The following is a 21189-nucleotide window of genomic DNA, read 5'->3' on the forward strand; positions in this document are numbered from 1 at the left end:
TCCCGAACCCCCGCCGTCACCCTCGCCGCATAAACGGGACCGGCACCCCTAAAACCGACAGCGCGGGATTGACGAACGACATAGAGGCACCCCCCGGCCTGTCAGCAGAACGGATCGCCGGCCGGCCGGAGCACCCCGAAGTCTCCGATCCGGATCCTCATGTCGAAGTCCCGGTGGTTCAGCCGCCAGCCGGACTCCGTACGCACCCACCGGTCGTCGTACTCGCCCATGCACTCGAAGAACTTGCCCTGCATGCTGCCGATCCCCACGTGGTGGGCCCGCATGTAGCTGAGACTCTGCGCGCGGTCGCCCTCAATGACCACCCTCGTGTTGCCGAGCAGGTGCTGGGTCGGACGATGTTGCGCTGGGCGATGCAATGCCGCTCAAGGAGACATTGGCCTTCATGAGGTCGACCGCAAAGGACTACGGATACCGTGACTGACCGCACCCTCCCCGACGCCTCCGCACTGACCGGCTGGCGCAAGTCCACCTACAGCGGCAACGAAGGCGGCAGCTGCCTAGAGGTCCTGGACGGCCACCCCGACGGCGTCCCCGTCCGTGACTCCAAGTCGCCCCAGGGGCCCGCCCTCCTGATCCCGGCAGCAGGCTGGTCCTCCTTCGTCGCCGCCGTCAAGGCCGGGCGCTTCCCCGCCTGACCGCCTGACCGAGGGCGCATCCGAGCCCGGCCCGGCGGGGTGTCAGTGCGCCGCGAGGCCCGCGAGCAGCGCGGCGGCAGGCTTCGGGTGGACGAGCCAGCGCAGGTGACTCCCCTCGAGTGTCCGGACGTCGAAGGGATTGTCCGGTGTGAGCGCGTCGGCTTCGCGAATCATGCGGTCCTGCACGGCGGGCGGAACGCTGGCATCGGCGGCCAGGCGCACATACGTCTTCGGAATCCGGCCCCAGGTCGCGGCCTGTGCCCGGTCGGCGGACGTACCGGCGTCGAGGTTCTCGTCGGGCTGGAAGGTGTTCAGGAAGGTCCGGAACTCGTCATCGGCGAGGTCGGCGGCGAACGCCTGCCTGAACGCGGCGAGCGCCACCGGGTCGGCGGTGCGGAAATTGACCCGCAGGAGGCCCAGTTCGGCCGGGTTCCCGACGAGAGCGGGAGCCAGGGTCCCCGGGTCGACATCCGCCATCTCCGGCTCGGCGTAGTAGCCGGCCACGTCCAGATCGACGGGGCACCAGGCGGAGACGTAGACGATCCGGTCGACCAGCTCGGGCCGGGCGTTGGCGACGGCGGTGACGGTGATGCCGCCCCTGCTGTGGGCGACGAGGATGGTGGGGCCGTTCCGCTTGGCCCGTTCGAGGGCTTCGATCACGCGGGCGGCGTTGTCCGCGAGCGTGACTCCCTTGATGCTCCCCGGTTCCGCGGAGAGGGCGTCCAGCTCCTGAGGGGCCTGGTAGGCCGGGGGGAAGGTCGCCTCGAACCCGTGCCCGGGAAGGTCGACCGCGACCGAGCGGTGCCCCAGCAGGGCGAGTTCGGCTTGCAGAGGCGCAAACGAGAACGAATTCGCGAAGGCGCCATGGACGAGGACGAAGGTCGGCAGATTCTGCATGTCTCAGCCTCCAACAGAACGATCTTCGGAGCAATACCCGTACCAGGACCGGCACCTCACTCCCGCCCGAAATGTCGGCTCTTCCAGCATGTGCAACCGGGGGTTGACCATTCATTCGCGCGGCTCTAAGTTTCTCGCAACCTGCTGGTACATCGATTAACCACCCTGGTCAACGTCCTGGTTGGAGACATCCCGCTGTGCGCTCACCCCTGAGTCGGCGCGGTTTCCTAGCCGCTGGTTCCGGCCTCGCCGCCGCTACCGCGCTGCCCGCAATGTCCGGCTGCTCCACGCTCGCCTCGGCCGATTCCGACCCCGGCACGCTCCTCGTCCACACCCAGCTCGGAACCACCGCGCCGGGCTCCGCCACCTACACCGCCGTCGTCAAGGCCTTCGAGAAGGAGAACCCGGACATCCGGGTCAAGAACCTCGTCAACGGCGACGACCTCCCCCAGGTGTACGAGACCTCGCGTCTGGCCCGCAAGGAGCCGGACGTGGTCATGGTCAACCTGTACGACAAGACGCTCGCCTGGACCGATGTCGGTGCCACCGTCGACGTCAAGGGCTATCTCGACGACTGGGGTCTGCGCGGCCGCGTCCTGCCCGCCGCACTGACGGAGTGGACCGACGACAAGGGCAGGCTCCGCGCCTTCCCGTACTTCGCCACCAACTGGCCCGTCGCCTTCAACACCCATCTGCTCGACCGGGCCGGCGTCGGCTCCGTCCCCACCACTGGGGACCAGCTCATCGGCGCCGCCCGGAAGCTGCGGGCCAAGGGCATCGCGCCGGTCACCGTCGGCGGCAACGACTGGACGGGGCAGAAGCTGCTCGCCCAGATCGTCCAGACCTTCCTCACCCCCGAGGAGGCCCGGCAGGTCTACACGACCGGGGACTTCAGCGGCAGCCGGGGGGCGCGCGCGGGCATCGACTACTTCGTGACCCTGCGGGACGCCGGGGTCTTCGCCGACAAGGCGCAGGGGCTGACCTCCGACACGATGACCACGCAGTACAACACGGAGGCGGCGGCCATCCAGTCCGCGATGTCCTCCGCCCTGGCCAAGGTCCCGGCCAAGGCGGCCGGGCACACCGAGATCGGAGGCTGGCCCCTCGCGCCGGGCGCCGCGCACGACAACCCGACCATCCTGCGCTCGTACACCCTCATCGGCTTCTGGATCAGCCCCAACGGCGTCAAGAAGCTGTCGTCCGTCGAGAAGTTCCTCCGCTTCATGTACCGCCCCGACGTGGTGTCGCGCTTCATCACCGAGAGCGGCCGGGACATGGCGCTGGTCACCGACACGGTCAGCAAGGACTTCCCGCTCGTGGCGAAGGCCCAGCAGCTCGGCGACCGGGTCGGCCAGGTGCTCCTGCCCGATCTGTACGTCCCCCCGACCGCCACCCAGCCGCTGATCACCGCGACCAGCACCGCCTTCACCCGGGGAACGAGCGCGGCCTCCGTGCGCTCCGCCCTGGAATCCGCCTACCGCACGGCCTGATCCGCGCGCCCGAGCCTCTGCGAGTCCTGCTATGACGATGCTCTCGTCCGCCCCGGGCGGCGCCTCGGTCCGCGGACCGGCCACTCCCCCGACGCCCGTCTCCACCACGAAGCGCCGCACCCAGGGCGGGGTCATCCTCGCCGTGCCCGCGCTGGTCTGGTACCTCGTCTTCATGGTCGGCCCGCTGGTCGCCATCTTCGTGATCGCCGTCCTGCACTGGCCCGGCATGCTCCAGCCTGTCTCCTTCGCCGGCACCGGCAACGTCCGCGCCGTCCTTGACGACCCGGTCTTCTGGGACGCGGTGCAGAACACCGCCGTACAGCTCGCCGTGGCCGTGCCCCTGATGATCATCGGCGCGTACATGCTCGGGTACTACGTCGCCCAGAAACCGCCGGGCCACCGCGTCCTGCGATATCTGCTCTTCATCCCCGGGCTGATCTCCACCCCCGCCAAGGCGATGGTGTTCTACGCGGTCCTCTCACCGGACGGCCTGCTCAACGGTGCCCTGGACAAGGCCGGTCTCGGCTCGCTGACCGACGCCTGGCTCGCCTCGCCCTCCACCGCGCTCGGCTCGCTCATCCTCCTCGACGTGTGGAGCGGCATCGGGTTCACCGCCGTGCTGTTCGCGGCCCGGCTCGGCAGCGTCCCGGACGAGATCAGTGAGGCCGCGCAGCTCGACGGCGCCGGGCACTGGCGCGCCATGTGGCGCATCCACTTCCCCGTCATACGTGACTTCGTGGGCGTCGTGACGATGCTCCAGTTCCTCTGGACGCTGTTCGGCTCCGCGCAGAACGTGCTGCTGCTGACCCAGGGCGGGCCGGGGAGCTCGTCCACGACGTTGTCCTTCCTCGTCTACCAGAAGGCGTTCATCGCGGCCGATCTCGGCTACAGCCAGACCGTCGGTGTGGTCCTCTTCCTGGTCGGCCTGGCCGGGCTGCTGGCCATCCGTCGTGTCTTCCGCCAGAACTACTGATCGGAGCTGGTCCCATGAAGTTCGGAAGGTCCTGGCTGCCGGCGCACATCTTCGCGTGGCTGTACATGGTGCTGCTGGTCGTCCCCCTCTACTACCTGCTGGTCTCGGCGTTCAAGACGAACGACCAGATCTTCGGAAGCCCGTTCTCCCTGCCGACCTCCCTCTCCACCGCCAACTTCACCGAGTCGTTCTCCTCGGCGCACCTCGGGCCGGCGATCATCAACTCGATGCTGGTCACGGTGCTGGCGCTGGTGCTCACGCTGGGGCTCGCGATACCGGCGGCCTTCGCCATCGCCCGTACCGAGGGGCGCCTCGGGGCCCTGGTGGAGCGGGTGTTCTCGCTGGGCTTCCTGATCCCCACGTTCGCCGCGCTCTTCCCGACGTTCCTGCTCGCGGCGGCCACCGGCCTGTTCCACACCCGCGCGTTCATGGTGCTGTTCCTGCCCGCCACGGCGATGCCGCTCTCCGTCGTCATCCTGGTGCAGTTCATGCGGACCATCCCGCGTGAGATGGAGGAGGCGGCGCGCATCGACGGGGCGTCCACCTTCGCCGTCCTGCGGCACGTCTACACACCGATGTGCATGCCGGGGATCGCGACGATCCTGCTGCTGAACTTCCTGACCTTCTGGAACGAGTACCTCTACTCTCTCGTCATCATCGGCCCCGACCCGGACCTGCGGACCGTGCAGGTCGCCCTGCCCACGCTCAAGTCCCTGACGGGTACGGACTACGGCATCCTTACGGCGGGCACGGTGCTGACCCTGGTCCCGGTCTGGGTGGTCTACACCGTGCTCCAGAAGCGGATGCAGCAGGCTCTCGTCAGCGGAGCGGTGAAGATGTGAACAAGCCTCTCGAAGGGCGTACCGCCGTGCGCCCCACCATCAAGGCCGTGGCCGCGGCGGCGGGTGTGTCCACCGCCGCGGTCTCCCAGGCCGTCAACGGCACCGGCCGGATCTCGGAGGCCACCCGCCGCCGGGTCCTGGACGCGGCCACCGAGCTGGGCTGGTCCCCGAGTGCCTCCGCGACGGCGCTGCGCCGGGCCCGTACGCGCACGATCGCGCTCGTCGTCCGGCGGCCCACCGATGTGCTCGGCTCCGACCCGCACTTCAGTGAGCTGATCACCGGTCTGGAGGGCGAACTCGCGCCGCGTGGCTACGGTCTGCTGCTCCACCTGGTCGCCGACATGGCCCAGGAGAACGCGCTGTACGAGCGGCTGGTCGCGGAGGGCCGTATAGACGGCGCCGTGCTGACCGACGCCCGCGCCGACGACCCGCGTCCGGAGCTGCTGCGCGGCCTCGGACTGCCCGCCGTGCTGCTGGGCGCCCCCGACGCCGGATCGCCCGTGCCCCGGGTAGGGCTCGGGCAGCAGGGTGCGGGCATAAAGGAGGCCGTGGCCCATCTGCTGGAGCTCGGTCACCGGCGCGTCGCCTATATCGCGGGGCCTTCCGAACTCCTGCACACCCGGCTGAGGTTGCATGCCTTCGAGGAAGCCCTCGCCGAGGCGGAACTGGCGCCGGTCGCCGTACGGCACAGCGACTTCACCGAGCAGGCCGCCGTCGCCGTCACCGAGGAACTGCTCGCCCTGCCCGGCCGGCCGACGGCCCTCGTGTTCCCCAACGACTCCATGGCCGTCTGCGGCATCGGCACGGCGCAGCGCGCCGGGCTCCGGGTGCCGGGCGACCTGTCGGTGGTCGGTTACGACAACCTCTCGCTCGGCCGCTGGGTGCACCCCCGGCTCACCACCGTCGACCAGCAGGTGCAGCGCGTCGGCGCCGCCGCCGCCCGCACGCTGCTCGCCGGCTGCGGGGAGGACGTGCCCCCACCCGTGCTCGACGGCCGCCCACGTCTCGTCGTACGGGAGTCGACCGGCCCGCTGACCTCCCCGGACTGAACCGCCGAACCGCCCCGCACCCCCCGCACACCGAAGAGGACCAGAACACCATGCGACGCCACAGCGCCCAGCTCACCCACGACTCCGCCGTCCTCCCGTGGCTCGGCACCAACTTCTGGTCCCGCACCGGCGGTCCGCTGATGTGGCGGAACTACGAGCCGAAGACGGTGCGCGAGGAGCTGGCCGTACTCCGGGAGCACGGGCTGAACATGACCCGGTCGTTCTTCTACTGGCCCGACTTCCACCCGGAGCCGGGACGGATCGACGAGGAACTCTGCGACCGGTTCCGTGACTTCCTGGACGCGCACCACGAGCTGGGCATGGGCACGGTCCCCACGTTCATCGTCGGTCACATGTCGGGCGAGAACTGGGATCCGGCCTGGCGCGGTGACCGTGATCTGTACGAGGACGTGTGGCTCGTCGGCCGGCAGGCGTGGTTCGTCTCCCAGATGACACGCCGCTTCAAGGACCACCCTGCGGTCACGGGCTGGCTGATCACCAACGAGATGCCCGGCTACGGACGGATCTACCAGCTCGACCCGCCGTCGAGCGACGTCGTCACCGCCTGGGCGCAGTTCATGTGCGACGCGGTGCGTGCGGCGGGCGGCACCCAGCCGGTGTCGCTCGGCGACGGCGCCTGGGGCATCGAGGTGACGGGCCGCGACAACGGCTTCTCGCTTCGGGAGACCGCCGAGTACGTCGACTTCGTGGGGCCGCACGTCTACCGCTCCGACACGGACCGGCCGCGTCAGCACTACCGGGCCGCGTTCGAGTGCGAGCTGGCCGCCGTCACGGGTCAGCCGGTCGTCCTGGAGGAGTTCGGGCTCTCCACGGACACGGTCTCGGCCGCGAACGCCGGCATCTTCTACCGGCAGACGCTGCACAACTCGCTGCTGGGCGGGGCCACCGGCTGGATGGCCTGGAACAACACGGACTACGACGACCTGTGGGAGCAGTCGCCCTACGACCACCACCCCTTCGAGATGCACTTCGGGATCACCGACAGCGCCGGGCGTCCGAAGGAGCCGCTGCGTGAACTGGCCGCCTTCGCGAAGGTCCTGGAGCAGGTCGACTTCCCGCGCTGCCGCCGTACCGACGCGGACGCGGCCCTCGTCGTGCCCGCCTTCCTGGAGCGCGGCTACCCCTACAGCCGGCCCGCCGACCGCCCGCTGATCTTCACTTCGCTGCACCAGGGCTATGTGGCGGCGCGCGGCGCGGACCTGCCGGTGGCGTTCGCCCGGGAGGCCGACGGGCTGCCGCAGGACGCCTCGCTGTATCTGCTGCCGTCGACCCGGCAGCTGACCACCCGCACCCGCCGTGCGCTGGAGCAGCGGGCGAGGGAGGGGGCCACGGTCTACCTGTCCTTCTGCTCGGGCGAGTACCCGACGACGCGCGGCCCCTGGTTCCATGACCTCGACGGGCTGTTCGGGGTGGAGCTCCAGCTGTCCTACGGTGTCGCCGAGCCCATCGAGGACGACGTCCTGGAGATGACCTTCACCGAGGACTTCGGTTCGATCGCGGCCGGCGAGGTGCTGACGTTCCCGGTCGCGGGCAACGAGGACAGCCGCGCCTATCTGCCGGTCGTCCCGGACGGCGCACGGGTCGTCGCCACCGACGCGCACGGCCGCCCGGCGCTCCTGCGGTACGAGACGGGCGCGGGCCGCACCGTCCTGGCCACGTATCCGCTGGAGCACATGGCCGCCCGTACGGCCCGTGCCAACCCTGAGCAGACCCATCGGCTGTACGCGGCGCTCGCCGAACTCGCCGGTGCCGCACGCCCGGTGACGGTCTCCACGCCGTACGTCAGCGCCGACACGCTGGTCCGCGAGGACGGCGCGCGTTTCGTGTGGCTGGTGAGCCAGTCCGGCGAGGAGCTGACCGTGTGCCCCTCGGCGGACGGCGAACTGCGCGAGCTGGCCGGCGGGGACCCGGTGCGGGACGTGACCCTCGCCCCGTACGGCGTGCGCGTGCTCGAACTCCGCTGATCGCCCGACCCCCTTGAGGAGCCGACCGATGTCCGAGCCCCTGTTCCGCGACCCGGAGGCGCCCGTCGCCGACCGGGTGCGCGACCTGCTGTCGCGGATGACGCTCGCCGAGAAGGTGGGCCAGGTCAACCAGCGGATGTACGGATGGGACGCGTATGAGCGCACCCCGTCCGGCCACCGTCTGACGGACGCGTTCCGTACGGAGGTGGCGGCCTACGACGGGATGGGCGCGCTGTACGGCCTCCAGCGAGCCGACCCGTGGTCCGGTGTGACGGCGGAGACCGGCATCGGGGCGGCGGACGGGGCGCGGGTCGCCGACGCCGTGCAGCGGCACGTCGTCGAGAACACCAGGCTCGGCATCCCGGTGCTGCTGGTCGAGGAGATGCCGCACGGCATCCAGGCGCTGGACGGGACCGTGCTGCCGGTGAACCTGGCGGTCGGCGCGACCTGGAATCCGGAGCTGTACGAGGAGGCTGCCGCCGTCGCCGCCGCACAGCTACGGGCCCGTGGCGGCCATGTGGCGCTGGTGTCCGCGCTCGATCTGGTGCGGGATCCGCGCTGGGGCCGCGCGGAGGAGTGCTTCGGGGAGGACCCGTATCTGGCGGCGCGGTTCACCGAGGCGCTGGTGCGCGGTGTGCAGGGTCCGGCCGGGGAGCGTATCGGGCCGGATCGTGCGGCCGTCGTGCTCAAGCACTTCGCCGGGCAGGGTGCCACGGTCGGCGGCCGCAACAGCGCGGCCACCGAGCTGGGCGCCAGGGAGCTGCACGAGATCCATCTCGTGGCGGCGCTGGCAGGCGTACGGGCCGGAGCCGCGGGCGTCATGGCCGCGTACAACGAGTTCGACGGCGTGCCGTGTACGGCGAACCGCCACCTGCTGACCGGGATCCTCCGGGAGCAGTGGGGATTCGGCGGTCTGGTGATGGCCGACGGGCTCGCGATCGACCGCCTGGTGCGGATGGCGGGTGATCCGGTGGCGGCCGGTGCGCTGGCGCTGCGGGCGGGGACCGACCTGAGCCTGTGGGACGACTGTTATCCCCGGCTGGCGGAGGCGGTCGGGCGGGGTCTGGTCGAGGAGTCCACGCTCGACACGGCCGTCGGGCGGGTCCTGGCGCTGAAGTTCCGCCTCGGTCTCTTCGAGCGTCCGTACGCCGGCGACCGGGTGGCGGACCCCGCGCGCCTGGAGCGGCTGAGCGAGCGCGTCGCCCGCGAGTCCGTCACTCTCCTCGAACACGACGGGGTGACGCTGCCGCTGGCCGGCCGCCGCATCGGGACCGTCGCGGTGATCGGCCCGAACGCCGACTCCGTGCCCCAGCAGATCGGCGACTACACCGCGCCGCAACGGCCCGGCTCGGGCAGCAGTGTGCTCGACGGCCTCCGGGCCGCGGCGCCCGACGGCACGGACGTCACGTACGCACGGGGCTGCGGCCTCATCGGTGGCGACCGTTCGGAGCTGCCCGAGGCCGTGGCGCTGGCGGCCGGCGCCGATGTGGCGGTGCTGGTGCTCGGCGGATCGAGCGCGCGCGAGCCGGACACGCGTTTCGACGCCAACGGGGCGGCCGTCGTCGCCTCCGGGAACCCGGTGGAGATGACGTGCGGCGAGGGCGTCGACCTGGCCGGACTCGGCCTGCCGGAAGGACAGTCGGCTCTGCTGGACGCGGTCGCCGCGACGGGCACCCCGGTCGTCGTGGTGCTGGTCCAGGGCCGGCCGCACGCCCTGCCCGACCTCTCCGGGAAGGCGGCGGCGGTGCTGAGCGCCTGGTATCCGGGCCCGTGGGGCGGAAGGGCGGTCGCGGACGTGCTGTTCGGCGCGGCGGGGCCGCGGGGGCGGCTGCCGGTCTCGGTGCCCCGCTCGGCGGCCCAGCTGCCCGTGTTCTACAACGGCAAGGACCACGGCTACCGGGGCTACGTCGACCAGCCCGCCACGGCGCGTCATCCCTTCGGCCACGGGCTGTCGTACACGACGGTCGAATACGGCGTGCCCCGGCTGTCGGTGCCGTCCCTGGCCGCGGACCGGTTCGACGGGTCCACGGCCACCGACGGCGGGGCGGCACCGCTGAGCTGCACGGTCCGGGTCGCCAACACGGGCGGCCGGGCGGTGTCGGAGACGGTGCAGCTCTACGTGCGCCGGGTCTCCGGCGGCACCGCGTGGCCACGGGTCCGCGAACTGCGGGGCTTCGCCCGGGTGGAGCTGGCACCGGGCGAGAGCACCGAGGTCATGTTCCCGGTGGACGCGCCGGCCCTCGCCTCGTTCACGTACGCGGGGGAATGGGCCGTGGAACCGGGCGAGTTCGCGATCGAGACGGGACCGTCCTCACAGGGCACCGGCGCGGCGCGGTTCATGGTGACGGCGTAGGCCGCTCCCGCCCGCCGCGCAGACCGTCGATGACGATGGCGAGCATGCGTTCGCCGCGCTCCCGCCAGTCGGGGCCGTCGGCCTTCCACAGGAACGACACGAGCAGCAGGACCTCGTCGGCGTCGGCGTCGGGGCGCACCTCCCCCGCCTTCTTGCAGGCGGCCAGCAGCCGGTCCAGTGCCGCGATGACCGGCGCGTAGTACTCGTTGCCCAGGCCGACCCGGGTGGCGGCCTCGACGGCCAGGGACGCGCCGTGCTTGATCCGCCCGTACGCGGCGAGCCGGTCGAACCAGAGGCGGAGCGCGTCCAGCGGCTCGTGCTCCGCGAGCAGGGCCGGGGCCGCGTCGACGAGGGCCTCGACGTCCTCCCGGTAGACCGCGACCAGCAGCGCCTCGCGGTTCGGGAAGTGCCGGTACATGGTGCCCTGGCCGATGCCGGCCGCCTTCGCGATCGACTGGAGCGTCGCGTCGGGGACTTCGGTGAACACGGTGCGCGCGGTCTCGATGATGCGCGCGCGGTTGTCCTGCGCGTCCGACCGTGTGGCGCGGCGGCGTGGCTGTGTCATCCGCTCTCTCCGTTCCTGGCCGACGGCACCGATTGCTTATCCGGACACGTGTCCGCTAACGTGGAATTCGTACTGGACACGTGTCCGCTTAACAGTCTAGAGCGTCTGGAACGGAGATTCGGCATGTCCGGAATCGAGGGCAAGGTAGTGGCGATCACAGGAGCGAGCAGCGGGATCGGTGCCGCCACCGCGCGCCTGCTGGCCGAGGGAGGGGCGAAGCTCGTGCTCGGCGCCCGCCGGGAGCACCGGCTCGCGGCCCTGGCCGACGAGCTGCGGGACAAGGGGTGCGAGGTGGCGTTCACCTCGGTCGATGTCACCCGGCGTGCGGACCCGGCCCGCCTGGTGGCGCTCGCGCGCGACCACTTCGGCAGGCTGGACGTCCTGGTCGGCAACGCGGGGATCGGCCCGGTGTCACCACTCGACGACCTGCGGGTGGACGACTGGGACGCGATGATCGACGTCAACGTCAAGGGACTGCTGTACGGCATCGCCGCCGCCCTCCCCGTCTTCCGGGAGCAGGGGCACGGCCAGTTCGTGCACACCGTGTCGACCGCCGCCTACAGGACGGTCCCCACCATGGCCGTCTACTCGGCGTCCAAGGTGGCCGCGCGCACCCTCACCGAAGGCCTGCGGCAGGAGGCCGGGCCGTCGATCCGGGTCTCCATGGTCTCCCCGGGGTTCGTGGCGACCGACTTCGTCGACTCCGTACCGGACGCGGATCTGCGCGCGCGGCTGAACGAGTCGAAGGAGGACGCCATCCCGCCGGCGGCGGTCGCGCGGGCCATCCGGTTCGCGATCGAACAGCCCGACGATGTCGACGTCAACGAGATCGTCGTCCGGCCGACGGCCCAGGCCTGAGCCCGCCGCCACGTTCACGCGGCACGCACAGGCGGCACGTCGGCCGAAGGACCTGCCGGGGAGGGGGGCGAGGTGCTCACTGCACGCGCGCGGCCACCGTGCTGCCGCCGGAGCGGTTGTCGTCGCCCCGTTCGTCCTCGTCCTCGTCCTCGTCCGGCACATGGACGTCGAAGACATAGATGTTGATCTCGACGACCTCCAGACCGGTCATCGTCTCCACCGCGTCCGTCACCTGAGCCCTGATCCTGTCGGCGAGCTTATGGATCTGGACTCCGTACTCCACCTCCACATCGACATCGATCGCGGCCTCCTTCTCACCCACTTCCACCTTGACGGCACGCCCCGCCCCGGAGGACCCGGACCTCCGCCCGGTGACCGCGCCTATCGCCTTCGACGCTCCGCGACCGACCGAATGCACGCCGTCGGTCTCGCGGATGGCGATTCCGGCGATGGTGGCCACGACACCGTCAGCGATGGTCGTCGTACCACGTCCGGTTCGCCCCGCACTCCTGTCCGTTGCTGAACTCCCGCCCTGGGTCCCGACATCAGCCATGACTGCCTCACAGTGAGTTGATGCGGCGAGGCTGCTCTCGTCCTCGCCGGCTCCTCATTTCACTGTGCGCCCGACCGCGGCAGCCCGCCATCGAGGCGTACTCAGCGCTCGCCGCGGCCACGCTCCGCAACCGGCCGCCTCCTCGGAGCCCGGCGTGCTCAGCATCACCCTGGACAGCCACCGTGACCGCCGGGTAACTTTTGACCAGGACTGAGCAAGCGCTTAGCCGCTGCGACCGACGCTGAAGCTGACACCAGGAGGCATCCCGTGCGCCGTACGGTTTACAACGAGGACCACGAGGCGTTCCGGGAGACCATCCGCGCCTTCATCGAGTCCGAGGTCGTTCCCGTCTACGACGAGTGGTTCGCGGCGGGCCAGGCGCCTCGCGACTTCTACTACAAGCTCGCCGAGCTGGGCATCTTCGGCATCGAGGTGCCCGAGGAGTACGGCGGCGCGGGCGTGGAGTCCTTCAAGTTCGAGGCGATCCTCTACGAGGAGACCGCCCGCGCGGGCATCTCCTTCGGCGGCTCCGGGGTGCACGTCCTGCTCTGCCTGCCCTACCTCAAGGCGTACGCCACCGAGGAGCAGAAGAAGCGCTGGCTGCCGGACTTCGTCTCCGGCAAGTCCATGTACGCGATAGCAATGACCGAGCCGGGCACCGGTTCGGACCTGGCCGGCATGAAGACGACCGCCAAGCTCTCCGAGGACGGTACGCACTACGTCCTCAACGGCGCCAAGACCTTCATCACCGGTGGTGTGCACGCCGACAAGGTCATCGTCTGCGCCCGCACGGACGCCCCCAAGGCCGACGACCGCCGCCACGGCATCTCGCTCCTGGTGGTCGACACCAAGTCCGAGGGCTACTCGGTCGGCCGCAAGCTCGACAAGCTGGGCCTGAAGGTCTCCGACACCGCCGAACTGGCCTTCGTGGACGTCAAGGTGCCCGTCGAGGACCTGCTGGGCGAGGAGAACAAGGGCTTCTCCTACCTCGGCCAGAACCTCCCGCAGGAGCGCCTGGGCATCGCCGTCGGCGCGTACGCGCAGGCCGCCGCCGCCGTGCGGTTCGCCCAGCAGTACACGCAGGACCGCACCGTCTTCGGCAAGACCGTCGCCTCCTTCCAGAACACCAAGTTCGAACTGGCCGCCTGCAAGACCGAGGTCGACGCGGCCGAGGCCGTCTGCGACCGGGCGATCGAGGCCCTGGACGCCGGCGAGCTCACCCCCGCCGAGGCCGCCTCGGCGAAGCTGTTCTGCACCGAGGTCGCGCACCGCGTGATCGACCGCTGCCTCCAGCTGCACGGCGGCTACGGCTTCATGAACGAGTACCCGATCGCCCGCCTGTACACGGACAACCGGGTCAACCGCATCTACGGCGGCACCAGCGAGGTCATGAAGTCGATCATCGCCAAGTCCATGGGCCTCTGAGATCGGCTACGTTCCTCTTCCATGAGCGCAGCACTTGACTCCCTGCTCGATCTGCTCGACCTGGAGCAGATCGAGCAGGACATCTTCCGGGGCATGAGCCGTTCCGCCGTCGTGCCCCGTGTCTTCGGCGGCCAGGTCGCGGCCCAGGCCCTGGTCGCCGCCGGGCGTACGGTCCCCGAGGACCGGGGAGCCCACTCCCTGCACGCGTACTTCCTGCGCCCCGGGGACCCGGGCGCGCCGATCGTCTACAGCGTGGACCGGATCCGCGACGGCCGGTCCTTCACCACGCGCCGGGTCGTCGCCGTCCAGCACGGCAAGCCGATCTTCCATCTCTCGGCGTCCTTCCAGGTGCACGAGGAAGGCATGGACCACCAGGCGGTCATGCCCTCGGCCCCGGATCCGGAGACCCTGCCGACAGCGGCACAGATGCTGCCCCGGTACGCGGACCGCTTCACCGACCCCCGCATGGTGGACCGGCTGCTGGAAGCCCGGGCAGCGGTCGACCTGCGGTATGTCGACGCCCCGCCGTTCGCCACCGCCGGCGAGCCGCGCGAGCCGCGTTCCCAGGTCTGGTTCCGCACACACGGCAAGCTGGCGGACGATCCGCTGCTGCACGTCTGCATGGCGACGTACGTCTCGGACATGACGCTGCTCGACTCGGTGCTGCTGGCCCACGGACGCGGCGGCTGGTCGGTCGGTGACGTGGTGGGCGCCAGCCTGGACCACGCGATGTGGTTCCACCGCCCCTTCCGGGCGGACGAGTGGCTGCTGTACGACCAGGAGTCGCCCTCCGCGTCCGGCGGGCGCGGTCTCGGCCAGGCCAGGATCTACACGGCCGACGGGAAGCTGGCCATCACGGTCATCCAGGAGGGCCTGGTCCGCGTCCCGAGGGACTGAAGCCGCACATTCGGACATACTGCCCCCCATGACTGACGTCACGAGTGACTCCGGGCGCGGCTCCGGGAACGACTCCGGGCGCGACGAGCAGGCCGACGGCGGTGAGTCCACGTCCACCGTCGTCATCGCGGCGGCCGCCAATCTCGGCATCGCGCTGGCGAAGCTGGTGGCGGGACTGATCAGCGGTTCGAGCGCGATGCTGTCGGAGGCCGCGCACTCGGTCGCCGACACCGTCACCGAGGTCATGCTCCTCACCGCGCTCAGGCGCAGCGAGAAGCCCGCCGACGAGGACCATCCGCTGGGGTACGGCCCCGAGCGGTACATCTGGGCGATGCTCGCCGCCGTCGCGACGTTCGTCGGCGGCGCGGTGTTCTCCCTGTACGACGGCATCCACACCCTGCTGCGGGGCGAGGAGCTCGGCGATCCGCTGGTCTCGTACCTCGTGCTCGCGGTCGCCTTCCTGCTGGAGGGCTTCTCGCTGCGTACGGGGCTCCGGCAGGTGCGCGGCGAGGCCGCGCGGCTGCGGATGCCCGCGCCGCACTATCTGCGCCGGACCCCCGACACGGCGGTCAAGGCCGTGGTGATGGAGGACTCGGCGGCCCTGGCCGGGCTGCTGCTGGCGGCCGGCGGCCTCCTCGGCGGGCAGCTGTCCGGGTCCGGGGTCTGGGACGGCATCGCCTCGGTCCTCATCGGCGTGCTGCTGGTGTACGTGGCGTGGGTGCTCTGCCGGTCCAACGCCCAGCTGCTGATCGGCCGGCCGTTTCCGGCGGAGATGCGCGCCGGGGTGCGCGAGGAGCTGCTGTCCGTGCCGCACATCGTCGAGGTGCTGGAGCTGACCACACTGATCCAGGGCCCGTCGGAACTGCTGGTCGCGGCGAAGATCGATTTCCGGGACGCGTCGACGGCCGCGCAGATCGAGTGGGCGTGCGAGGAGGCGGAGCAGCAGCTGCGGGAGCGGTACCCGTCGATCCAGCGCGTGTACCTGGATCCGACACCAGGGCGCGCCCAGCGGCGGGCGGCGCGCTCCGGCGGCTGAGCAGTACATCCGGGCGAACCTCGCCGACCCCGGCCTTTCCCCGGCACGCATCGCCGCGGCGCACGGTGTTTCGGTCCGCCACCTCTACACTGTGCTGGGCAGGTCGGGGATCAGCCTCGGAGACTGGATCCGCACGCACCGCCTGGCGGAATGCCGGCGGGAGCTGGCCGGCCCGGGAGGGCGGCACAGGACCATCGCGGCGATCGCACGGAGCTGGGGCTTCGCGGACGCGACGCACTTCAGCAAGGTGTTCCGGCAGGTCTACGGTATGTCGCCCCGCGACTGGCGGGACCGTGGCCGCGCCGGCCCCTCGGCCGAGCCGGTGGCTCGCTACGCCTGGCCCGCGGCGGGGAGCAGCCCGGCCGCGTCCAGGAGGTAGTCCGTCATCGGGTCGTAGTAGCGCGGGTCGGTGACGTGGTCGTCCAGCGGCACGGTGACCTGGAGGGTGCCCTCCGCCTCGCCGAGGAACAGCGCGGGGTCGTTGCTGTCCGCGTAACCGATCGAGTCGATCCCGCGCTGCCCGGCGCAGCCGGCCCAGCCGTGGTCGGCCACCACCAGGTCGGGCAGCGGCCGGCCCTCGCGCTCCAGGCCGTCCAGGATGGCGGCCATCGGGACCGGTGAGTGCGTGTGCCACAGGGTCGCGCCGCGCTCCAGCACGGCGACGTCGGCGAACTGGAAGACCATGCCCTCGTCCGCCATCAGGCCGCCGGGGATCCGTACGATCTCGCATCCGGCGGCCCGCAGCGCGTCCGCGGTCTGCCGGTGCACGTCGAGCAGCCCGCCAGGGTGCCCGGTGGCGAGGAGGACCCGCTCCCCGTCGGCCGCCGCCTTCCGCAGCCGGGCGGCCATCCGGTCGAGGGCGTCGACCGTCAGCTCCGGGTCGATGGTGTCCTGGCCCTGCCGGTGCTCGGGGTCGTCGTTGACCCCGCACCTCTCGGCCATCACGGCCAGCACGTCCTGCTCGTCCGCCCAGCGGTCGCCGAGCTCCAGCCCCAGCCAGAAATGGCGGTTGCCGTTGGCGAGCTGGCGGTAGTGGGAGAGGTTGTTGTCGCGGGGGGTGGCGACGTCGCCCGCGATGCGGGTGCGGACGAGGTGCTCGACGAGGGCGGCGCGGCTGGGTATCGGCATGCACCCATTGTGCCGTCGGTGCCGCGCTGTGTGCCCGGTGTCTCGTACGGCGGGATCCGCGGCCGGTACGGCGCCCGGCTACGAGGCCGCCGCCTCGAAGGCCCCCCGTGCCAGCCGGTGCAGCAGGGCGGCCGTGGCCTCCCGGCCGGGGAGCGCTTCGGGGCGGGTCAGATGGGGGGTGGAGTTCAGCAGGCCGAACACGGCGTGGACGGTGACCCGGGCCTCGTTCTCCGCGAGGGCCGGGTAGAGGGCGCGGACGGCCTCGACCCAGACCTCCACGTACTGCCGCTGGAGCTGGCGCACGCGCTTGCGGTCGGTGTCACGCAGGCGGTCCAGCTCACGGTCGTGGAGGGTGATCAGGGGGCGGTCGTCCAGGGCGAAGTCGATGTGGCCCTCGATGAGGGCGTCCAGGAGCGTGGCCGGGGAGCCGTCCGGGGAGGCGCCGCCCTCGGTGACGCGCAGCTTCCCGCCCGCCAGCAGGCGCTCGCTGATGCCGACGAGCAGCTCGGCGAGCATCGCGTCCTTGCCGGGGAAGTGGCGGTAGAGGCCGGGGCCGCTGATGCCGACCGCAGCCCCTATCTCGTCGACCCCGACACCGTGGAAGCCGCGCTCGGCGAAGAGGCGGGCGGCCTCTCTGAGGATCTGCTCGCGGCGGGTGGGAGCCGCGACACGGGCGGCGGCATGGGTGCTCATGGGGATTCATTCTAGACAGGCGGGTTAGCGCTCGTTAACCTGACCGCAACGCGTTAACGCTCATTAACTCTGATCGACTACTGCGGTACGGGCAAGGGGGCTCGACAGGATGCAGCAGGCACCGGTCCTGGTGAGCGCGGCCGATCCCGCCTCGGAGGCCTGGCAGGCCAACGAGGCGGCGCATCACGCGCTCACCGAGGAGCTGCGCACGCGGCTCGCCACGGCACGGCTCGGCGGGGGTGAGAAGGCCCGCGCCCGGCATGTGGCGCGCGGCAAGCTGCTGCCCCGGGAGCGGGTGGACACGCTGCTCGATCCGGGCTCGCCCTTCCTGGAGCTGGCACCGCTCGCGGCCGAGGGTCTTTACGGGGGCGCGGCGCCAGCCGCCGGGGTGATCGCCGGGATCGGGCGGGTCAGCGGCCGGGAGTGTGTGATCGTCGCCAACGACGCGACCGTCAAGGGCGGCACGTACTACCCGATGACGGTGAAGAAGCACCTCCGCGCCCAGGAGGTGGCCCTGGAGAACCGGCTGCCCTGTCTGTACCTGGTGGACTCGGGGGGTGCGTTCCTCCCGATGCAGGACGAGGTGTTCCCGGACCGGGACCACTTCGGGCGGATCTTCTACAACCAGGCGAGGATGTCGGGCGCCGGCATCCCGCAGATCGCGGCGGTGCTCGGTTCGTGCACGGCCGGCGGGGCGTACGTCCCGGCCATGAGCGACGAGGCCGTCATCGTCCGGAACCAGGGCACGATCTTCCTGGGCGGCCCCCCGCTGGTGAAGGCGGCCACCGGTGAGGTCGTGACGGCGGAGGAGCTGGGCGGCGGCGAGGTGCACTCCCGTACGTCCGGGGTCACCGACCATCTCGCCGAGGACGACGCGCACGCGCTGCGGATCGTTCGGAACATCGTCGCGACGCTCCCTGACCGTGGCCCGCTCCCCTGGTCCGTGGAGCCCGCCGAGGAGCCGAAGACGGACCCCGCGGGCCTGTACGGCGCGGTGCCCGTCGACTCCCGTACGCCCTACGACGTGCGGGAGGTCATCGCCCGGGTGGTGGACGGCTCCCGCTTCCAGGAGTTCAAGGCGGAGTACGGCCAGACGCTGATCACCGGCTTCGCCCGGGTCCACGGCCACCCCGTCGGCATCGTCGCCAACAACGGGATCCTGTTCTCGGAGTCCGCCCAGAAGGGCGCCCACTTCATCGAGCTGTGCGACCAGCGGGGCATCCCGCTGGTGTTCCTGCAGAACATCTCGGGCTTCATGGTCGGCCGGGACTACGAGGCCGGGGGCATCGCGAAGCACGGCGCGAAGATGGTCACGGCCGTGGCGTGCACGAGGGTGCCGAAGCTGACGATTGTGATCGGCGGGTCCTACGGCGCGGGGAACTACTCCATGTGCGGCAGGGCGTACGGACCGCGCTTCCTGTGGATGTGGCCGAACGCCAAGATCTCGGTCATGGGCGGCGAGCAGGCCGCCTCGGTGCTGGCCACCGTCAAGCGCGACCAGATCGAGGGCCGCGGCGAGGAGTGGCCGGCCGAGGAGGAAGAGGCCTTCAAGGACCCGGTCCGCGCGCAGTACGAGCAGCAGGGCAACGCCTACTACGCCACCGCCCGGCTCTGGGACGACGGTGTGATCGACCCGGCGGAGACCCGGCAGGTGCTGGGGCTCGCCCTGACCGCGTGTGCCAACGCCCCGCTGGGCGAGCCCAGTTTCGGCGTCTTCCGGATGTGATGTGAGGACTTCCATGTTCAGCACTGTTCTGGTCGCCAACCGTGGCGAGATCGCGGTCCGGGTCATCCGGACCCTGCGCGAGCTCGGCGTGCGGTCGGTGGCCGTCTTCAGCGACGCCGACGCGGACGCCCGGCACGTACGGGAGGCGGATACGGCGGTCCGGATCGGGCCCGCGCCCGCCTCCGAGAGCTATCTGTCGGTGGAGCGGCTGCTGGACGCCGCCCGCCGCACGGGCGCGGAGGCGGTCCACCCGGGTTACGGCTTCCTCGCGGAGAACGCGGGCTTCGCCCAGGCGTGCGCGGAGGCGGGGCTGGTCTTCATCGGCCCGCCCGCTCCGGCGATCTCGCTGATGGGCGACAAGATCCGCGCCAAGGAGACCGTGGCCGCCGCCGGCGTGCCCGTGGTGCCCGGCTCCTCGGGGAGCGGCCTCACCGATGCGCAACTCGCTGCTGCGGCCCGGGAGATCGGCATGCCCGTCCTGCTGAAGCCGTCGGCGGGCGGCGGCGGCAAGGGCATGCGCCTGGTGCGCGAGGAGGCGCTGCTCGCCGACGAGATCGCGGCGGCCAGGCGCGAGGCGCGCGCCTCGTTCGGTGACGACACGCTCCTCGTGGAGCGGTGGATCGACCGGCCGCGCCACATCGAGATCCAGGTCCTGGCCGACGGACACGGCAACGTGGTGCATCTCGGTGAGCGCGAGTGCTCGCTCCAGCGCCGTCACCAGAAGATCATCGAGGAGGCGCCCTCGGTCCTGCTCGACGAGGGGACCCGGGCCGCGATGGGTGAGGCGGCCGTGCAGGCTGCCCGCTCCTGCGGATACGTCGGCGCGGGCACGGTCGAGTTCATCGTCCCTGGCAGCGACCCGTCCTCGTACTTCTTCATGGAGATGAACACCCGCCTCCAGGTCGAGCACCCGGTCACCGAGCTGGTCACCGGGCTCGACCTGGTGGAGTGGCAGCTGCGGATCGCAGCCGGGGAGCAACTGCCGTACGGCCAGGCGGACATCACGCTCACCGGCCATGCCGTCGAGGCCCGGGTCTGCGCGGAGGACCCGGCCCGCGGCTTCCTGCCCTCCGGCGGCACGGTGCTCGCGCTGCACGAGCCGCAGGGCGGCGGGGTGCGGACGGACTCAGGGCTCAGCGAGGGCGTGCCGGTCGGCAGCACGTACGACCCGATGCTGTCGAAGGTCATCGCGTACGGCCCCGACCGGGCGACGGCACTGCGCCGGCTGCGCGCGGCGCTGGCGGGCACGGTGGTGCTGGGCGTTCCGACGAACGCCGGGTTCCTGCGGCGGCTGCTGGCCCATCCGGCGGTCGCCGCGGGCGAACTGGACACCGGCCTGGTGGAGCGGGAGGCGGACGGCCTGATCCCGGACGGGGTGCCGGAGGAGGTGTACGCGGCGGCGGCGCTGCTGCGGCAGCCGTCCCCCGCTCCCGCCGCCGGCTGGGTCGATCCGTTCTCGGTGCCCAGCGGATGGCGGCTGGGCGGCACCCCCGCGGAGACGTTCCACCACTTCCGCGTCCCGGGCCACGACCCGGTGCGGGTGGGGCTGCGTACGGGTGGGGAGGGCACGGCCGCGCTGACGTTCGGCCATGCCGGGGACCGGGAGGAGCCGGCGGACACCTGCGGTCCTGTTCCGTCGCTGCCCGGCGCGGAGACGTCCCGCCTGGTCGAGGCGTCGGGGCGCCGGGTCGTCGTCGAACTCGACGGTCTGACCCACACGTTCAGCCTGGCGTCGTCCCCGGAGGGGGTCTGGCTCGGCCGGGACGGGGACACCTGGCACGTCCAGGACCACGACCCGGTGGAGGCGTCCCTCAGCGGCGCCGCCCGTTCGGGCGCCGACACCCTCGCCGCGCCCATGCCCGGGACCGTCACGGTGGTGAAGGTGGCGGTCGGGGACGAGGTCGTGGCCGGGCAGAGTCTGCTGGTCGTCGAGGCGATGAAGATGGAGCACGTCATCTCCGCCCCGCACTCCGGGACCGTCACCGAGCTGGATGTCACCGCCGGTGCCACGGTCGCCATGGACCAGATCCTGGCCGTGGTGGCCCCGAGGGAGGAATCGTGAC

At 71.3% G+C, this 21189-nt stretch carries 19 protein-coding genes and 1 pseudogene; 14 read left to right on the plus strand and 6 right to left on the minus strand.

Annotated features, from left to right (window positions below; all coding sequences use genetic code 11):
* Positions 1-101: 101 nt before the first annotated feature.
* On the minus strand, positions 102-323 hold the full coding sequence (locus ACIREO_RS28020; RefSeq protein WP_404115110.1) for a nuclear transport factor 2 family protein: 222 nt from the start codon (positions 321-323) through the stop codon (positions 102-104).
* 111 nt (positions 324-434) lie between these two features.
* Here ACIREO_RS28020 and ACIREO_RS28025 point away from each other — a divergent pair, with 111 nt between their 5' ends.
* A complete protein-coding gene (locus tag ACIREO_RS28025) occupies positions 435-656 on the plus strand; it encodes a DUF397 domain-containing protein (RefSeq protein WP_404115112.1) in 222 nt (73 codons plus the stop codon).
* A 42-nt stretch (positions 657-698) separates the two neighbouring features.
* On the opposite strand, the gene ACIREO_RS28030 is transcribed toward ACIREO_RS28025, so the two are convergent.
* Complete coding sequence (locus tag ACIREO_RS28030) at positions 699-1553, minus strand: alpha/beta fold hydrolase (protein WP_404115115.1); 855 nt, start codon at positions 1551-1553, stop codon at positions 699-701.
* Positions 1554-1750: 197 nt separating this feature from the next.
* On the opposite strand from ACIREO_RS28030, the gene ACIREO_RS28035 reads away from it, so the two are divergent.
* From ACIREO_RS28035 to ACIREO_RS28060, 6 genes are read left to right on the plus strand one after another with little or no spacing between them, the layout of a single operon-like run.
* Positions 1751-3043, plus strand: a complete 1293-nt coding sequence (locus ACIREO_RS28035; protein ID WP_404115117.1) for an ABC transporter substrate-binding protein — start codon at positions 1751-1753, stop codon at positions 3041-3043.
* Between the two features lie 31 nt (positions 3044-3074).
* Positions 3075-4016 (plus strand): carbohydrate ABC transporter permease, encoded by a 942-nt coding sequence (locus ACIREO_RS28040; protein WP_404115120.1) that lies wholly within the window; start codon positions 3075-3077, stop codon positions 4014-4016.
* A gap of 14 nt (positions 4017-4030) precedes the next feature.
* Positions 4031-4858 (plus strand): carbohydrate ABC transporter permease, encoded by an 828-nt coding sequence (locus ACIREO_RS28045; RefSeq protein WP_404115122.1) that lies wholly within the window; start codon positions 4031-4033, stop codon positions 4856-4858.
* Positions 4855-5907 (plus strand): LacI family DNA-binding transcriptional regulator, encoded by a 1053-nt coding sequence (locus ACIREO_RS28050; RefSeq protein ID WP_404115125.1) that lies wholly within the window; start codon positions 4855-4857, stop codon positions 5905-5907. Before ACIREO_RS28045 ends, ACIREO_RS28050 begins: the two co-directional genes overlap by 4 nt.
* Before the next feature lie 50 nt (positions 5908-5957).
* Positions 5958-7892, plus strand: coding sequence for a cellulase family glycosylhydrolase (locus ACIREO_RS28055; protein WP_404115127.1), 1935 nt, complete (start codon positions 5958-5960; stop codon positions 7890-7892).
* Positions 7893-7920: 28 nt separating this feature from the next.
* Positions 7921-10245 (plus strand): glycoside hydrolase family 3 N-terminal domain-containing protein, encoded by a 2325-nt coding sequence (locus ACIREO_RS28060; protein ID WP_404115129.1) that lies wholly within the window; start codon positions 7921-7923, stop codon positions 10243-10245.
* Here the strand turns inward: ACIREO_RS28060 and ACIREO_RS28065 are convergent.
* A complete protein-coding gene (locus tag ACIREO_RS28065; RefSeq protein ID WP_404115132.1) occupies positions 10229-10810 on the minus strand; it encodes a TetR/AcrR family transcriptional regulator in 582 nt (193 codons plus the stop codon). The genes ACIREO_RS28060 and ACIREO_RS28065 overlap by 17 nt on opposite strands.
* A 123-nt stretch (positions 10811-10933) precedes the next feature.
* Between ACIREO_RS28065 and ACIREO_RS28070 the strand changes: the two genes are divergently transcribed.
* The gene (locus ACIREO_RS28070; protein WP_404115134.1) at positions 10934-11668 is read left to right on the plus strand and encodes an SDR family oxidoreductase; all 735 of its coding nucleotides are present in this window, start codon (positions 10934-10936) and stop codon (positions 11666-11668) included.
* A gap of 76 nt (positions 11669-11744) precedes the next feature.
* On the opposite strand, the gene ACIREO_RS28075 is transcribed toward ACIREO_RS28070, so the two are convergent.
* Positions 11745-12221 (minus strand): Asp23/Gls24 family envelope stress response protein, encoded by a 477-nt coding sequence (locus tag ACIREO_RS28075; RefSeq protein WP_404115136.1) that lies wholly within the window; start codon positions 12219-12221, stop codon positions 11745-11747.
* Positions 12222-12488: 267 nt separating this feature from the next.
* Here ACIREO_RS28075 and ACIREO_RS28080 point away from each other — a divergent pair, with 267 nt between their 5' ends.
* The 4 genes and pseudogenes from ACIREO_RS28080 to ACIREO_RS28095 form a co-directional block, all read left to right on the plus strand.
* On the plus strand, positions 12489-13646 hold the full coding sequence (locus tag ACIREO_RS28080) for an acyl-CoA dehydrogenase family protein (RefSeq protein ID WP_404115138.1): 1158 nt from the start codon (positions 12489-12491) through the stop codon (positions 13644-13646).
* Between the two features lie 21 nt (positions 13647-13667).
* Positions 13668-14543 (plus strand): acyl-CoA thioesterase II, encoded by an 876-nt coding sequence (gene tesB, locus ACIREO_RS28085; protein ID WP_404115140.1) that lies wholly within the window; start codon positions 13668-13670, stop codon positions 14541-14543.
* 28 nt (positions 14544-14571) lie between these two features.
* Positions 14572-15579 carry a cation diffusion facilitator family transporter gene (locus ACIREO_RS28090; protein ID WP_404115142.1) on the plus strand — a complete coding sequence of 336 codons (1008 nt, stop codon included), beginning with the start codon at positions 14572-14574 and terminating at the stop codon, positions 15577-15579.
* Positions 15580-15583: 4 nt separating this feature from the next.
* Positions 15584-15958 (plus strand): annotated as a pseudogene (locus ACIREO_RS28095) (helix-turn-helix domain-containing protein); the annotation flags it as partial.
* Here the strand turns inward: ACIREO_RS28095 and ACIREO_RS28100 are convergent.
* A complete protein-coding gene (locus ACIREO_RS28100) occupies positions 15910-16707 on the minus strand; it encodes a phosphatase (protein ID WP_404115145.1) in 798 nt (265 codons plus the stop codon). The pseudogene ACIREO_RS28095 and the gene ACIREO_RS28100 overlap by 49 nt on opposite strands.
* Before the next feature lie 78 nt (positions 16708-16785).
* Complete coding sequence (locus ACIREO_RS28105) at positions 16786-17400, minus strand: TetR/AcrR family transcriptional regulator (protein WP_404115147.1); 615 nt, start codon at positions 17398-17400, stop codon at positions 16786-16788.
* Between the two features lie 109 nt (positions 17401-17509).
* Here ACIREO_RS28105 and ACIREO_RS28110 point away from each other — a divergent pair, with 109 nt between their 5' ends.
* A complete protein-coding gene (locus ACIREO_RS28110; RefSeq protein WP_404115149.1) occupies positions 17510-19126 on the plus strand; it encodes a carboxyl transferase domain-containing protein in 1617 nt (538 codons plus the stop codon).
* Between the two features lie 13 nt (positions 19127-19139).
* Complete coding sequence (locus ACIREO_RS28115) at positions 19140-21188, plus strand: biotin carboxylase N-terminal domain-containing protein (protein ID WP_404115151.1); 2049 nt, start codon at positions 19140-19142, stop codon at positions 21186-21188.
* The last annotated feature ends 1 nt before the right edge of the window (position 21189 follow it).

Origin of the sequence: Streptomyces sp. NPDC102441 (assembly GCF_044765585.1) — a bacterium.
Classification (GTDB): Bacteria; Actinomycetota; Actinomycetes; order Streptomycetales; family Streptomycetaceae; genus Streptomyces.

Bases quoted from the DNA above. Each gene is read 5' to 3' on its own strand.
- ACIREO_RS28030 (WP_404115115.1), bottom strand. From the start codon at position 1,553: ATGCAGAATCTGCCGACCTTCGTCCTCGTCCATGGCGCCTTCGCGAAT.
- ACIREO_RS28040 (WP_404115120.1), top strand. From the start codon at position 3,075: ATGACGATGCTCTCGTCCGCCCCGGGCGGCGCCTCGGTCCGCGGACCG.
- ACIREO_RS28045 (WP_404115122.1), top strand. From the start codon at position 4,031: ATGAAGTTCGGAAGGTCCTGGCTGCCGGCGCACATCTTCGCGTGGCTG.
- ACIREO_RS28055 (WP_404115127.1), top strand. From the start codon at position 5,958: ATGCGACGCCACAGCGCCCAGCTCACCCACGACTCCGCCGTCCTCCCG.
- ACIREO_RS28060 (WP_404115129.1), top strand. From the start codon at position 7,921: ATGTCCGAGCCCCTGTTCCGCGACCCGGAGGCGCCCGTCGCCGACCGG.
- ACIREO_RS28065 (WP_404115132.1), bottom strand. From the start codon at position 10,810: ATGACACAGCCACGCCGCCGCGCCACACGGTCGGACGCGCAGGACAAC.
- ACIREO_RS28070 (WP_404115134.1), top strand. From the start codon at position 10,934: ATGTCCGGAATCGAGGGCAAGGTAGTGGCGATCACAGGAGCGAGCAGC.
- ACIREO_RS28075 (WP_404115136.1), bottom strand. From the start codon at position 12,221: ATGGCTGATGTCGGGACCCAGGGCGGGAGTTCAGCAACGGACAGGAGT.
- tesB (WP_404115140.1), top strand. From the start codon at position 13,668: ATGAGCGCAGCACTTGACTCCCTGCTCGATCTGCTCGACCTGGAGCAG.
- ACIREO_RS28090 (WP_404115142.1), top strand. From the start codon at position 14,572: ATGACTGACGTCACGAGTGACTCCGGGCGCGGCTCCGGGAACGACTCC.
- ACIREO_RS28100 (WP_404115145.1), bottom strand. From the start codon at position 16,707: ATGCCGATACCCAGCCGCGCCGCCCTCGTCGAGCACCTCGTCCGCACC.
- ACIREO_RS28105 (WP_404115147.1), bottom strand. From the start codon at position 17,400: ATGAGCACCCATGCCGCCGCCCGTGTCGCGGCTCCCACCCGCCGCGAG.
- ACIREO_RS28110 (WP_404115149.1), top strand. From the start codon at position 17,510: ATGCAGCAGGCACCGGTCCTGGTGAGCGCGGCCGATCCCGCCTCGGAG.
- ACIREO_RS28115 (WP_404115151.1), top strand. From the start codon at position 19,140: ATGTTCAGCACTGTTCTGGTCGCCAACCGTGGCGAGATCGCGGTCCGG.